The sequence below is a fragment of the Micromonospora sp. LOL_015 genome, assembly GCF_048060275.1.
Classification (GTDB): Bacteria; Actinomycetota; Actinomycetes; order Mycobacteriales; family Micromonosporaceae; genus Micromonospora_E.
The window spans coordinates 49,007-62,375 of record NZ_JBHMIO010000008.1; the positions used below are offsets into that span (position 1 = coordinate 49,007).

A 13,369-nucleotide genomic window follows, 5' to 3' on the forward strand; every position below is an offset into this window, starting at 1 on the left:
TGGCGGATCACGCTACGAGTATGCCCAGGCCGGTGACGCCAGCGCAAGAATCCGCCATCCTCTGGGAAGACACCCAGCGCGCCGACGGCCTGAGCGTGGCGGGCCTGAGCGTGCGATCCGGGCTGGCGGGCGGCGCGGGCGGCGCAGGGCTGTCGGTCGTGCGGCATAGACTCGCCGTGCGATGCATCCACTCTTCGAAACCCCAGCGGCCCCATCCGCACCTACCCCAGATCGGGACGGTCCGTCGGCCGGACCGCCCCCGGTCGAGCCCGGTGTGGCCGGCCGAGGGCCAGTTGAGCCAAATTTGGCCGGTGCCGCGCTGCTGACCGGGCTCAACGGCCCGCAACGGGAGGCAGTCACCCACGCCGGTGGCCCGCTGCTGATCGTGGCCGGTGCCGGTTCCGGCAAGACCAAGGTGCTCACCCACCGGATCGCCTACCTGCTCGCGGCCCGGCAGACCCACCCCGGTGAGGTCCTGGCGATCACCTTCACCAACAAGGCGGCCGGTGAGCTGAAGGAGCGGGTCGGCAACCTGGTCGGGCCGCGGGCCCGGATGATGTGGGTCTCCACCTTCCACTCCGCCTGCGTGCGGATTCTGCGGGCCGAGCATGGGCACGCCGGGCTGAAGTCGACGTTCTCCATCTACGACGCGGACGACTCGCGGCGGCTGATGCAACTGGTCGCCCGGGAGCTCGACCTCGACCCGAAGCGCTACCCGGCCCGGGGGCTGGCCACCCAGGTGTCGAACCTGAAGAACGAGCTGGTCGACCCGGAGACGTTCACCGACCGGGCGGCCGGCCCCAACGAGCGGGCCCTGGCCGAGGCGTACACGCTCTACCAGCGCCGGCTGCGCGAGGCGCACGCGCTCGACTTCGACGACCTGATCATGACGACGGTGCACCTGCTGCAGGCCCACCCGCACGTGGCCGGCAGCTACCGGCGGCGGTTCCGCCATGTGCTGGTCGACGAGTACCAGGACACCAACCACGCGCAGTATCAGCTGGTCAAGGAGCTGGTGGGGGACGGTTCGGACGACGTACCGCCGGGGGAGCTCTGCGTGGTCGGCGACGCCGACCAGTCCATCTACGCCTTCCGGGGCGCCACCATCCGCAACATCCTGGAGTTCGAGCGGGACTTCGCCCAGGCCCGCACGATCCTGCTGGAGCAGAACTACCGCTCCACCCAGACGATCCTGACCGCCGCCAACGCGGTGATCACCAACAACGCCGGTCGCAAGCCGAAGCGCCTGTGGAGCGACCAGGGCGACGGCGAGCGGATCGTCGGCTACGTCGCCGACACCGAGCACGCCGAGGCGGACTGGGCGGCCCGGCAGATCGACCGGTTGTGCGACGACGGCGCGGCCCGCCCGGGCGACGTGGCGGTCTTCTACCGCACCAACGCCCAGTCCCGGGTCTTCGAGGAGGTGTTCATCCGGGTCGGCCTGCCGTACAAGGTGGTCGGCGGGGTGCGCTTCTACGAGCGCAAGGAGGTCCGCGACGCGCTGGCCTATCTGCGGGCGGTGGTCAACGCCGACGACACGGTGAGTATCCGGCGGGTGCTCAACACGCCGCGTCGGGGCATCGGCGACCGGGCCGAGGCGTGCGTCGAGGCGCTGGCCGCCCGCGAGCGGATCTCGTTCGGTGCCGCGCTGCGGCGGGCGACCGAGGCACCGGGGATCTCGACCCGGGCGGCGAACGCGATCGCCGACTTCGTGGCGCTGCTCGACGGGGTACGGGAGCAACTGGCCACCACCACCCCGGAGGAGGCGTTGGAGTCGGTGCTGCTGCGCTCGGGTTACCTGACCGAGCTGGAGGAGAGCCTGGATCCGCAGGACGCCGGCCGGGTGGAGAACCTGCAGGAGCTGGTCAGCGTGGCCCGCGAGTACACCGAGCGGGTCGAGGCGTCCGACGAGCCGGCGACTGTCGCCGGCTTCCTGGAGCAGGTCGCGCTGGTCGCTGACGCCGACCAGGTGCCCGACGACGACCCGGACCACCAGGGTGTGGTCACCCTGATGACCCTGCACACCGCCAAGGGCCTGGAGTTCCCGGTGGTCTTCCTGACCGGCCTGGAGGACGGCGTCTTCCCGCACCTGCGGGCTCTCGGCGACACCGGGGAGCTGGAGGAGGAGCGGCGGCTGGCGTACGTGGGGATCACCCGGGCCCGGCAGCGCCTGTTCCTGTCCCGGTCGGTGACCCGGGCTGCGTGGGGGCAGCCGGCGTACAACCCGCCGTCGCGGTTCCTCTCCGAGTTGCCGGCCGAGCTGGTCCGCTGGGAGCGGACCGAGGCGGCGTACACCTCCTGGTCGGGCACGGGTGGCGGGGTCGGCGGGCGGTCGGCCGCCGCGGACCGGTCGCCGGTCGCGCGCGGCGGCGGCTTCGCCGGCGGTACGCCGAAGGCCGCCCGCCTCGCTCAGCGACTCGGGGTGGATCCGAGCCGGCTGAGCACCGCCAGCGAGCTGCCCACCGCGCCCAAGGTGACGGTGGGGGAGCGGATCAACCACCAGCGGTACGGGCTGGGCCGGGTGCTGGCGGTGCAGGGGCACGGGCCGGGAGCCAGGGCCCAGGTCGACTTCGGTGACCAGACGATGTGGCTGGTGCTGCGGCACGCGCCGATCGAGAAGATCTGACCCGGCCCGTACCGCAGCGGTCAGCAGCCCAGGTCGACGCCGCGTTCCCGCATCCACGGGGCCGGGTCCACCTGGCTCCACAGCCCGCCGACGTGCACCTCGAAGTGCAGGTGCGGGCCAGTGGAGTCGCCGGTGGAGCCCTCCGCGCCGATAGTGTCCCCGGGGGCCACCTGGTCTCCGACGGCGGCGCTGGTCGCGGAGAGGTGCGCGTAGTGGGTGAGCACACCGCCGCCGTGGTCGATCACCACCGAGATCCCGTACCCGGTGTACGCCCAGCCGGCCACCTGCACCGTTCCGGCGCCAGCGGCGAGCACCGGGGTGCCGGCCGGCAGGGCCAGGTCGATCCCGGCGTGCAGCACGCCCCAGCGCTGGCCGTAGCAGGAAGTGATCTGGGCGCCGGGCATCGGGGTGACCCAGTCGGCCGCGCTGGCCGCTGTACTCGGCTGCGCCGCTGCGGTCGTGGCCGAGTCACTGCCGTCACTGCCGTCGCTGCCGGCGTCGTCGGTCTGCCTCGCGGTCTCGTCATCGGTCCCGGTCGGCGCGGCGCCGTCGGCTGCTTCGGTCGGGTCCGCCGGTTGCTCGGTCTCCTCGGCGCGGCTGGTGCTGCTGTCGGTGGGCGCCGGGCCGAAACCGGTCTCGTCCCCGACGCTTTCCGGGGTGGCCGTCGGCTGACGGGTGCTCCGGTCGGCGCGTCCCGCCGAGTCGGCCCGGTCGGCGAGGATCGAGGTCGTCGCCGGATCGGTCGCGGTGGCGTCGGGGGCGGAGTTGAGTGCGGCGGCCGCGCCGCCGATAGCGAGGGCCACGACGGCCAGCACGGTGAGGGCGGTGGTACGGGTCCGGCGGCCGAACTCCGCCACCTGGGCGTGCTTGCCGGGCGGAACCAGCCGGTGCAGCCCTGGTGACCGACGCTGGGTCGAGGGCTCGCTGCGCTCCGTGGGCTCAGGGTGCGACACGGGGGTGACCTCCGTGGTAAGGGGCACGGACCCGGAAATGGTGGTGTGCCAGGCACAGAGGGTGGGTACCGGGTAGCCGGAGAAGTCGGCGGGGACCGCCCGGAGGCCGGACTTTCGTGACTCTCCGTGGTCGGATGGGCTATTTGCTGGCCCGACCGAAAGTGGTGCGGATCACAAAATCCAGTGTGACGCAGGGCACCTTTTCGCTGATCTGAGTGACCGACTGCACAAAAAACCGCTCAGACCGTACAGTCTGAGCGGTTTTCGTCCAGTCACCTGGAGTGTCAGGGCTCGACGACGCCACCGTAGATCGCCTCGACCTGCAGCTTGAGGTCCACTCCCTTGCCCCGCAGCCAGGTGATCGGGTCCTGCGGCTCCGAGTCCACGTGCACCTCGAGGTGCAGGTGGGCACCGTAGGAGTGGCCGGTGTTGCCGACGTCGCCGAGCAGATCACCGGCTTCCACCCGCTGACCGGCGGTGACCCGCAGCCGGGACGCATGGCCGTAGACGGCCTCGGTCCCGTCGTCGTGCTTGACGATCACGCAGTAGCCGTAGCCGCCGTTCCAGCCGGCGAGGGTGACCGTGCCGGCGTGGATCGAGTGGAACGGGGTGCCCTCGGCGGCGGCCAGGTCGACGCCAGCGTGCAGCTTTCCCCAGCGCATGCCGTACGGGGAGGTGAAGGTGTAGCCGCGCAGTGGCAGCATCCACACGTCCGGAGCGGCCTGGGTCATCGAGGTGGCCGGGGTCCGGTCGGCATCCCGGGAGGCGCGCTCGGCATCCTCGGCCCGCTCGCTGATCTGGCTGTCCAGGTCGAGGGCCTGGTCGTCGATCTCCAGGGCCTGGTCGCTCAGCGCGACGCTGTTCTCCAGGTCGGCCAGGGCCGACGGGCTGAGCGTCTTGGCGTCGGGCATCGCGCTCGCCCCGAGGGCGACGACACCCGCGCCGACGACGGCGGTGGTCATGACCGCCGCGTAGCGGCTACGGGGTGGAGTCGGTACGCGGCGACGACCCCGATATCGATCGGGCTCTGACGACAGGCGCTGGCGCACGCACACCCTCCATTGGCGGGTAGTTCGGCGGCGGTGCGAGCATCCGGGGACCTCACTGCGGAACCTGGGATTAACGCTCGTTGGCCGGGTTGGTTCTGGCCGGAGCCAGAGGACAACCGTGGACACGGTAGCCAACCCCTAGGGTCGCCACAACCCGACTCGCGAAAAATTGTTGACGTCCTGCGACCGTCCGTAGTGTATTGCCCGATTTCGTAACCTTTTATCAGGCCGTTCGTTGGTAACTGCTGGTTACATTGAGCAATGCTTATCGTGCGTTCAGTCAGGGTGGATTCGGGGTTGTGGCTCAGGGTCGGCCGGGCTGCCGGCGATGTGCCGAGGTTGGTTAACCTTCGTTAAGGATCGACCGGTCGGCAGGAGGCGCGCAGCGATGGAGACTCGGATCCGGGTGGTGGTGGCGAAGCCTGGTCTCGACGGCCACGACCGAGGCGTCAAAGTGGTGGCCAGGGCGTTGCGGGACGCCGGCATCGAAGTCATCTACACCGGTCTGCATCAGACACCGGAGCAGATCGTCGAGACCGCCATCCAGGAGGATGCCGACGCCATCGGGCTCTCCGTGCTGTCCGGCGCGCACCTGACGCTGTTCCGCGGAGTGCTCGACCTGCTGCGCGAGCGGGATGCGGAGGACATCGTGGTCTTCGGTGGAGGCATCGTCCCCGACGAGGACATCGCGGCACTCAGTGCGCTCGGCGTGGCCAGGATCTTCACCCCCGGGGCGAGCACCGCCGACATCGTCGACTGGGTCCGCGGCAACGTCCCCGCCCAGTGAAGAGGGTGAGAGGCCGGACGCACCCCTCACACGTCCGGCCTCTCCATGCACGATGCCCCGCCGCCACCCCTCGACCGACAGGGCATCGGCCGCTTCCGTCGGCCCCGCGCTGCGTTTCCGACACCTCACTCAACGACACCTGTCACCGGGGGTTACGTCGCCGGCACACCTTATTTTCGGGGCGTGCCGGTGGTCGCGACCGGGTCGCCGTACGGCTGGGTGGGCGGCACGCCGGATGTGTGCAGTTGCGCACACCGCCCGCCCGCCTACTGGCGTCCCAGGGCCGGGTGGTTAGGCTGCGCCAATGGCCGGTCACCGCTCGTGACCGGGAAATCATTTGATTCTGCACGCTGGCGGCGGCGCGACGGCGCGCCGCGGAGACGGAACGGGACGCGCAAACGTGGACCTGTACGAGTACCAGGGGCGCGAGCTGTTCGAGCGACACGGGTTGCCCGTGCTCGCCGGCGGCGTCGCCACCACCCCGGAAGAGGCCCGCGCGATCGCCGAGCGCCTCGGCGGCCGTGTCGTGGTCAAGGCCCAGGTCAAGGTCGGTGGTCGAGGCAAGGCCGGCGGCGTGAAGCTGGCCGAGGACGCCGACGAGGCGGTCAGCCACGCCACCAACATCCTCGGTATGGACATCAAGGGGCACACCGTCGGCAAGGTGATGCTGACGGTGACCGCCGACATCGCCGACGAGTACTACCTGTCGTACCTGCTGGACCGGGCCAACCGTACCTTCCTCTGCATCGCCAGTGTCGCGGGCGGGATGGACATCGAGCAGGTCGCCGCCGAGACACCGGACCGGGTGGCGAAGATCGCGATCGACGCCAACGTCGGGGTGGACGAGGCCAAGGCCGCCGAGATCGTCACCGCCGCCGGCTTTCCGGCCGAGCTCACCGACCAGATCACCGAGATCGCGGTCCGCCTCTGGCAGGCGTTCATCGCCGAGGACGCCACCCTGGTCGAGGTGAACCCGCTGGCCCGGACCCCCGAGGGTCGGGTGCTCTGCCTCGACGCCAAGGTCACCCTGGATGAGAACGCCGGTTTCCGGCACCCCGACCACGAGGCGATGGTCGACCAGTCCGCGGTCGACCCGCTGGAGCAGCGGGCCAAGGAGAAGGACCTCAACTACGTCAAGCTCGACGGCTCGGTCGGCATCATCGGCAACGGGGCCGGCCTGGTCATGTCCACCCTCGACGTGGTGGCGTACGCCGGCGAGGCGCACGGCGGCGTCAAACCCGCCAATTTCCTCGACATCGGCGGTGGCGCCAGCGCTGCGGTGATGGCCAACGGGCTGGAGATCGTGCTCTCCGACCCGGACGTGCGGACCGTGTTCGTCAACGTCTTCGGCGGGATCACCGCCTGCGACGAGGTGGCCAACGGCGTCGTCCAGGCGCTGGCCCTGCTCGAACAGCGCGGAGAGACGGTGACCAAGCCGCTCGTCGTCCGGCTGGACGGCAACAACGCCGAGGCGGGCCGGGCGATCCTCGACTCGGCCGCCAACCCCCTCGTCGAGCGGGTCGACACCATGGACGGAGCGGCCGAGCGGGCCGCACAGCTCGCCGCAGCGGCGTCCGGCCGCCCGGAAGGACAGTGATCGAGATGGCGATCTGGCTGACCAAGGACTCCAAGGTCATCGTGCAGGGGATGACCGGCTCCGAGGGCTCGAAGCACACCCGGCGGATGCTCGCCGCCGGCACCACCGTCGTCGGCGGGGTCAACCCGCGCAAGGCCGGACAGCAGGTCGAGTTCGGCGACACCCGGCTGCCGGTGTTCGCCAACGTCGGTGAGGCGATGAAGGAGACCGGGGCCGACGTCACGGTCATCTTCGTCCCGCCGGCGTACTGCAAAGCGGCGGTGATCGAGGCTATCGACGCCGAGATCCCGCTAGCCGTGGTGATCACCGAAGGCATCCCGGTGCACGACTCGACCGCCTTCTGGGCACACAACACGGCCAAGGGCGGCAAGACCCGGATCATCGGTCCGAACTGTCCGGGCATCGCCTCCCCAGGGGCCTCGAACGCCGGCATCATTCCGGCGGACATCACCCCGGCCGGCCGGATCGGCCTGGTCAGCAAGAGCGGCACGCTGACCTACCAGCTGATGTACGAGCTGCGTGACATCGGCTTCTCCACCTGCGTCGGTATCGGCGGCGACCCGGTCATCGGCACCACCCACATCGACGCGCTGGCCGCCTTCCAGGACGACCCGGAGACCGACACGATCGTGATGATCGGCGAGATCGGCGGCGACGCCGAGGAGCGGGCCGCTGAGTTCATCAAGGCGAACGTGACCAAACCGGTGGTCGGCTACATCGCCGGATTCACCGCCCCGCCCGGCAAGACGATGGGCCACGCCGGTGCGATCATCTCCGGCTCTGCGGGCACCGCCGACGCCAAGAAGGTCGCGCTGGAGGCGGCCGGAGTCAAGGTCGGCCGTACGCCGAGCGAGACCGCCCGGCTGATGCGTCAGGTGATCACCGGCGGCTGACCGGCCACAGCCGATACTGAGCGATCACAGCCGACACAGGGCCGTCGACCGGGAGACCGGTCGGCGGCCGTCGTCGTCTGGTCAGCCGATCGGGTAGTTCCCGGTCGCCCAGAGACTGGCCCCACCGATGATGTTGAGCACGCTCAGCACGATCGCCACCCAGCCCAGCACCGGGGACTTGCGGAAGCGGTTGGCGTCGCGGATCGACAGTGCGCCGAAGACGATGCCGAGGATGCCGCAGCAGAGCAGGCCGATCACGATACCGAGCACGCCCCACAGGGTGCTGCGGTCGCTGCCGGCCGACGCCGCGGCCGGTGGGTACTGGGTCATCGGCAGGGTCCCCCGTCAACTCGACAACCGCCGTCGTCGACGGCGCGGTCCAGCACCGAGCGTACGGCCAAATGACCGGAATGTCGGCAGGTTCGGTAGGTGACCGGCCAGGCCACGGCGATATTGCCGCCGGATCAGTGCGCCCACGTGCCAAAGTAGGCACGATGGCAGCCCACCCCCCGGACCCGCCACGACCGCCGGACGGTACCGCGTCGGTCGACGCCGTTCGGCGCTCAGGCCCGGGCCGCGTCCCCGGTGCTGCCCGCCGTGGCCGGGCCCCGCTGGCCGTCGCGGCCTCGGTGACCACCCTGTGGGCCGCGGTCGTGTCCTACCTGCCGGTCGCGGTGGTGATGTGGCTGATCCGGCTCGCCGAAGGCGACTCGTCGATCCTCGGCGCGGCCCGGATCGGTCTGGCCGCCTGGCTGCTCGGACACGGCGTACCGCTGGACACCTCGACCGGCCCGCTCGGGCTGCCGCCGCTGCTGCTCAGCGCGCTCGCCGCCTGGCGGATCTACCGGGCCGGCGTGCACACCACCCGGGCGGTCGGTGCCCGGCAGCGCGGATCCGCCGGCCGGGCGATCGTCGTCGCGTTTGCCGTCGCGACCGCGTACGGCGCGCTCGGTGCCGCCGCCGCGCACGTCGCGAGCAGCGCTACCACGGCGGTCGAACCGCTGCGGGCCGGGGCCACGCTGGCGGCGTTCGGCGTGGTCGGCGCGTTGCTCGGGGCCGGCCAGACCACCGGAACGCTGCGCCGACTGACGGCGCGCTGCCCCGACCTGCTGCGGCACGCGGCGCGGGCCGGGCTGGTCGCCGCGCTGCTGGTGCTCGGCGCCGGCGCCGCCGTGGCCGGGTTGTCCGTGGCGATCAGCGGTGGGGACGCCGCCGACACCATCGGGGTGTACCGGGCCGGGGTGGCCGGGCAGGCCGGGATCACGCTGCTCAGCACCGCCTACGCACCGAACGCCACCATCTGGGCGACCGCCTACCTACTTGGGCCGGGCTTCGCGCTCGGATCCGACACGGCGGTACGGACCACCGAAGTCACCCTCGGCAGCCTGCCAGCGATCCCGTTGTTCGCCGGGCTGCCCAACGGCCCGGCCGGCGGGCTCAGCGCGGCGCTGCTCGCCCTGCCGGTGCTGGCCGGGATGACCACCGGGTGGGTGCTGGCCCGCCGCTGGTCGGCGGGGTCCGACCGGGGTGGTGCCGGGCTGCCCGGCTGGCCGGTGCTGATCGGCGCTGCCCTGCTCAGCGGGCCGGTGGCCGGACTGTTCCTGGGCGGTGCGGCGGCCGCGTCCGGCGGTCCGCTCGGTGCCGGGCGGCTCGCCGACGTCGGGCCGGTCGCCTGGCAGGTGGCGGTGGTGTCGAGCGCGGTACTCGCGGTCGGGGCGGTGGTCGGCGCGGCGGCGGCGCGGGCGGTGGCGGCACCTCCGGCGGACCGGTCCGCGCCCCGCCAGCGGCGGTCCGCCGCTGCTCGGTCCGCTGCCGCCGCCCGGTCCGGTGCCGGGCAGGGACATCTGGGCAACGGCACAGGGCGCCCCGGACGATCCGGGACGCCCTGACCGGGTCGCGTCACAAAGCCTGGCTCAGATGCTGTTGAACCCGCTGCCGACATCCAGCAGAACGCCGAGGATCGAGTTCGCGATGCCGAGCACCACCCCGATCGCGCCGCAGATCAGCCCGGCCATCGCCTGGCTGCGGTTGTCCGCCAGCCCCTGGTCGACCTTGTTCTTGCCGAGGAAGCCGAGCACCGCGCCGGCGATGCCGACCGGGATGCCGAGCAGCGGGCAGCACACGGCCAGCACCAGCGAGGCGATGCCGACGATCATGCCGATCAGGCCCAGGTTGTTGTCCTTCTGCTGGCCCGGCATGCCGTAGCCGCCGGCGGGGTACGGCATGCCGGGCACCGGCTGCTGCGCGTACGGGTCACCGTAGGGCTGCCCCGGCGGCTGCTGCGGGTACGGCTGCCCCGGTGGTTGCTGGCCGTACGGGTCCGAGTAGGGCTGCCCCGAGGACGGCGGCTGGCTGTAGCCGGGCTGACCGTACGGGTCGGAAGGTGGCGACGAGGTCGGGTCCTGGGGCTGCTGGGGCTGCTGGCCATACGGATCTTGGCCTGGGTAGCCGGGCTGCACAGAGAGCTCCTTCATGGCGACGACGCTCAGGGCGGTCGGAGATCGTGTTCTTGCCCGAGCGTCGGGCAGCGTATCTGGTCAGCGCAAATCCTGCCGCCCGTCGCGCCCGCCCGTTCCGTTGGGCGGGACCTGGGCGGGACCTGGACGGGGCCTCGTCGGCGGCCGGGTAGGGTGCTCGGGTGACCTCGTCTCCGGCCAGACTCGTGGTGCTCGTCTCCGGTTCCGGCACCAATCTGCAGGCGCTGCTCGACGCCACCGAGGACCCCGCGTACGGCGCGGTCGTCGTCGCTGTCGGCGCGGACCGGGACGGGATCGCCGGGCTGGACCGGGCCGAGGCCGCCGGGGTGCCCACCTTCGTGGCCCGGGTCGCCGACCACGCCAGCCGGGCGGACTGGGACGCCACGCTGACCGCCGAGGTCGCCGCGTACCATCCGGATCTGATCGTCTCCGCCGGCTTCCTGAAGCTGGTCGGCGCCCGGTTCCTGGCTGCCTTCGGGGACCGCTACGTCAACACCCACAACTCGCTGCTGCCCGCGTTCCCCGGCATGAACGGACCGCGTGACGCCCTCGCCTACGGGGTCAAGCTGGCCGGTGCCACGCTCTTCTTTGTCGATGCCGGCGTCGACACCGGACCGATCGTCGCGCAGGTCGCGGTCCCGGTCGAGCCGGACGACGACGAGGCCAGTCTGACCGAGCGGATCAAGGAAGCGGAACGGGCGCAGCTCGTCGAGTACGTCGGCCGGTTGGTCCGGCACGGCTGGACCATCTCGCATCGAAAGGTCACCATCCGATGAACCCGAGCATCGACGGCCGCCGCCCGCTGCACCGGGCGTTGATCAGCGTCTACGACAAGACCGGCCTGGTCGAGCTGGCCACCATGCTGCACGCCGCCGGGGTGGAGATCGTCTCCACCGGGTCGACCGCGACCACCATCGCCGCCGCCGGCGTGCCGGTGGTCCGGGTGGAGGACGTGACCGGCTTCCCGGAGTGCCTTGACGGCCGGGTCAAGACGCTGCACCCGCACGTGCACGCCGGGCTGCTGGCCGACCTGCGCTCTGCCGACCACACCACGCAGCTGGCCGAGCTCGGCGTCGCTCCGTTCGACCTGCTGGTGTCCAACCTGTACCCGTTTCAGCAGACCGTGGCCTCCGGCGCCGACCCGGACGGCTGTGTGGAGCAGATCGACATCGGTGGCCCGGCGATGGTGCGGGCGGCGGCGAAGAACCACGCCAGCGTCGCGGTGGTCACCTCGGTGTCGGCGTACCCGCTGATCGAGCAGGCCCTCGCCGAGGGTGGCTTCACCCTGCGGCAGCGGCGCGCCCTCGCCGCCCGCGCGTTCGCCGACATCGCCGAGTACGACGTCGCGGTCGCCGACTGGTGCGCCCGGACCCTGGTCGGCGCGGACACCGACCAGCCGGTGGACTGGCCGGAGTTCGCCGGTACCGCGCTGCGCCGGGCCGCTGTGCTGCGCTACGGCGAGAACCCGCACCAGCGGGCGGCCCTCTACCTGGACCCGGCGGTACCGGCCGGGCTGGCCCGGGCCGAGCAGTTGCACGGCAAGGAGATGTCGTACAACAACTACGTTGACGCCGATGCCGCCTGGCGGGCGGCGAACGACTTCACCGCCCCGGCCGTGGCGATCATCAAGCACGCCAACCCGTGCGGCATCGCGGTCGGTGTCGACGTCGCCGAGGCACACCGCAAGGCGCACGCCTGCGACCCGGTCTCCGCGTACGGCGGGGTGATCGCGGTCAACCGGCCGGTCACCGTCGAGCTGGCCAACCAGGTCGCGGAGATCTTCACCGAGGTGGTGGTGGCCCCCGGGTTCGACCCGGCCGCGGTCGAGGTGCTGGCCCGGAAGAAGAACCTGCGGCTGCTGCTCGCCCCGGCGTGGCAGCCGGCGGCGGTTGAGTGGCGGCAGGTCACCGGCGGCCGGCTGGCGCAGACCGCCGACCGGATCGACGCCGCCGGCGACGATCCGGCGAGCTGGCGGCTGGCCACCGGTGAGCCGGCCGACGCGGACCTGCTGGCCGACCTGGGCTTTGCCTGGCGGGCGGTACGCGCGGTGAAGAGCAACGCGATCCTGCTGGCCCGCGACGGTGCGACCGTCGGGGTCGGGATGGGCCAGGTCAACCGGGTCGACGCTGCCGAGTTGGCGGTACGCCGGGCCGGTGCCGGCCGGGCCGCCGGTGCGGTGGCCGCCTCCGACGCGTTCTTCCCGTTCCCGGACGGCCTGCAGGTGCTGATCGACGCCGGGGTACGCGCGGTGGTGCAGCCCGGTGGTTCGATCCGGGACGACGAGGCGACCGCGGCGGCGAACGCCGCCGGGGTCGCCATGTACCTGACCGGCACCCGGCACTTCTTCCACTGACCGGCTGGCCGTCGTCGTGTCGCTGCAGCAGCGCGTCGAGGAGCGGATCGTCGGGGCCGACTGGGCGCTCGACGAGTTCGACCGGGTGCACTTCGACCGCTGTGAGCTCGTCGACGTCGACCTGACCGAGGCGGTGCTGACCGGCTGCGTCTTCACCAACTGCGTACTGGCGAACGTGCGGGTCAACGCGGCCCGGCTGACCCACTGCGCGCTGCTGCACTGCGTGATTCGACGGTCGTCGTTCTTCGACGCGACCTTTGCCGACTGCAAGCTGACCGGCACCCAGTTCCTCGACTGCACGCTGCGCCCGCTGCACGTTGACGGCGGGGACTGGGGGTTCGTGCTACTGCGCGGCCAGGACCTGACCGGGACGAAGCTGTCCGGGCTGCGGCTACGGGAGGCCGACCTGACCGAGGCGGACCTGAGCCGGGTGGATCTTTCCGGGGCGGACCTTGGCTATGCCCGGTTGACCAGCGCGAAGCTGCGCGGCACGGATCTGCGTGGGGCGGATCTGGCCGGGGTCGAGCTGCGCGGCCTCGACCTGACCGGGGCGCGGATCGACCTGGCCCAGGCGGTGCAGGTCGCGGCGGCGTACGGCGCCGACGTGCGACCCTGACCGGCTGGTCCGCGCGAG

Annotated in this window: 12 protein-coding genes; 8 read left to right on the forward strand and 4 right to left on the reverse strand. The window is 71.7% G+C overall.

Annotation, left to right across the window (positions count from 1 at the left end):
• Positions 1 to 181 precede the first annotated feature (181 nt).
• Positions 182 to 2,626: a DNA helicase PcrA gene (gene pcrA / locus ACFHWU_RS10185; RefSeq protein WP_416551358.1), complete on the forward strand. Its 2,445-nt coding sequence runs from the start codon at positions 182 to 184 to the stop codon at positions 2,624 to 2,626.
• A gap of 20 nt (positions 2,627 to 2,646) precedes the next feature.
• Here pcrA and ACFHWU_RS10190 read toward each other — a convergent pair whose 3' ends face one another.
• A complete protein-coding gene (locus ACFHWU_RS10190; protein WP_416551359.1) occupies positions 2,647 to 3,579 on the reverse strand; it encodes a M23 family metallopeptidase in 933 nt (310 codons plus the stop codon).
• A gap of 284 nt (positions 3,580 to 3,863) precedes the next feature.
• The gene (locus tag ACFHWU_RS10195; protein WP_278173823.1) at positions 3,864 to 4,628 is read right to left on the reverse strand and encodes a M23 family metallopeptidase; all 765 of its coding nucleotides are present in this window, start codon (positions 4,626 to 4,628) and stop codon (positions 3,864 to 3,866) included.
• 388 nt (positions 4,629 to 5,016) lie between these two features.
• Here ACFHWU_RS10195 and ACFHWU_RS10200 point away from each other — a divergent pair, with 388 nt between their 5' ends.
• From ACFHWU_RS10200 to sucD, 3 genes are all read left to right on the forward strand, one after another.
• The gene (locus tag ACFHWU_RS10200; RefSeq protein WP_416551360.1) at positions 5,017 to 5,415 is read left to right on the forward strand and encodes a cobalamin B12-binding domain-containing protein; all 399 of its coding nucleotides are present in this window, start codon (positions 5,017 to 5,019) and stop codon (positions 5,413 to 5,415) included.
• Between the two features lie 400 nt (positions 5,416 to 5,815).
• On the forward strand, positions 5,816 to 7,012 hold the full coding sequence (sucC, locus tag ACFHWU_RS10205; protein ID WP_416551361.1) for an ADP-forming succinate--CoA ligase subunit beta: 1,197 nt from the start codon (positions 5,816 to 5,818) through the stop codon (positions 7,010 to 7,012).
• 5 nt (positions 7,013 to 7,017) lie between these two features.
• A complete protein-coding gene (gene sucD / locus ACFHWU_RS10210; protein WP_416551362.1) occupies positions 7,018 to 7,905 on the forward strand; it encodes a succinate--CoA ligase subunit alpha in 888 nt (295 codons plus the stop codon).
• 81 nt (positions 7,906 to 7,986) lie between these two features.
• Here the strand turns inward: sucD and ACFHWU_RS10215 are convergent, their stop codons facing one another.
• On the reverse strand, positions 7,987 to 8,235 hold the full coding sequence (locus ACFHWU_RS10215) for a hypothetical protein (RefSeq protein WP_416551363.1): 249 nt from the start codon (positions 8,233 to 8,235) through the stop codon (positions 7,987 to 7,989).
• Between the two features lie 164 nt (positions 8,236 to 8,399).
• On the opposite strand from ACFHWU_RS10215, the gene ACFHWU_RS10220 reads away from it, so the two are divergent.
• Complete coding sequence (locus ACFHWU_RS10220) at positions 8,400 to 9,794, forward strand: DUF6350 family protein (protein WP_416567433.1); 1,395 nt, start codon at positions 8,400 to 8,402, stop codon at positions 9,792 to 9,794.
• A 24-nt stretch (positions 9,795 to 9,818) separates the two neighbouring features.
• Here the strand turns inward: ACFHWU_RS10220 and ACFHWU_RS10225 are convergent, their stop codons facing one another.
• Positions 9,819 to 10,379, reverse strand: coding sequence for a DUF4190 domain-containing protein (locus ACFHWU_RS10225; protein ID WP_416590375.1), 561 nt, complete (start codon positions 10,377 to 10,379; stop codon positions 9,819 to 9,821).
• A gap of 164 nt (positions 10,380 to 10,543) precedes the next feature.
• Here ACFHWU_RS10225 and purN point away from each other — a divergent pair, with 164 nt between their 5' ends.
• The 3 genes from purN to ACFHWU_RS10240 are packed head-to-tail and all read left to right on the forward strand — an operon-like array spanning position 10,544 to position 13,351.
• A complete protein-coding gene (purN, locus tag ACFHWU_RS10230; RefSeq protein WP_416590376.1) occupies positions 10,544 to 11,158 on the forward strand; it encodes a phosphoribosylglycinamide formyltransferase in 615 nt (204 codons plus the stop codon).
• A complete protein-coding gene (gene purH, locus ACFHWU_RS10235) occupies positions 11,155 to 12,735 on the forward strand; it encodes a bifunctional phosphoribosylaminoimidazolecarboxamide formyltransferase/IMP cyclohydrolase (RefSeq protein ID WP_416567435.1) in 1,581 nt (526 codons plus the stop codon). The genes purN and purH overlap by 4 nt, the downstream gene beginning before the upstream one ends.
• 16 nt (positions 12,736 to 12,751) lie before the next feature.
• Positions 12,752 to 13,351: a pentapeptide repeat-containing protein gene (locus tag ACFHWU_RS10240; RefSeq protein ID WP_416590377.1), complete on the forward strand. Its 600-nt coding sequence runs from the start codon at positions 12,752 to 12,754 to the stop codon at positions 13,349 to 13,351.
• The last annotated feature ends 18 nt before the right edge of the window (positions 13,352 to 13,369 follow it).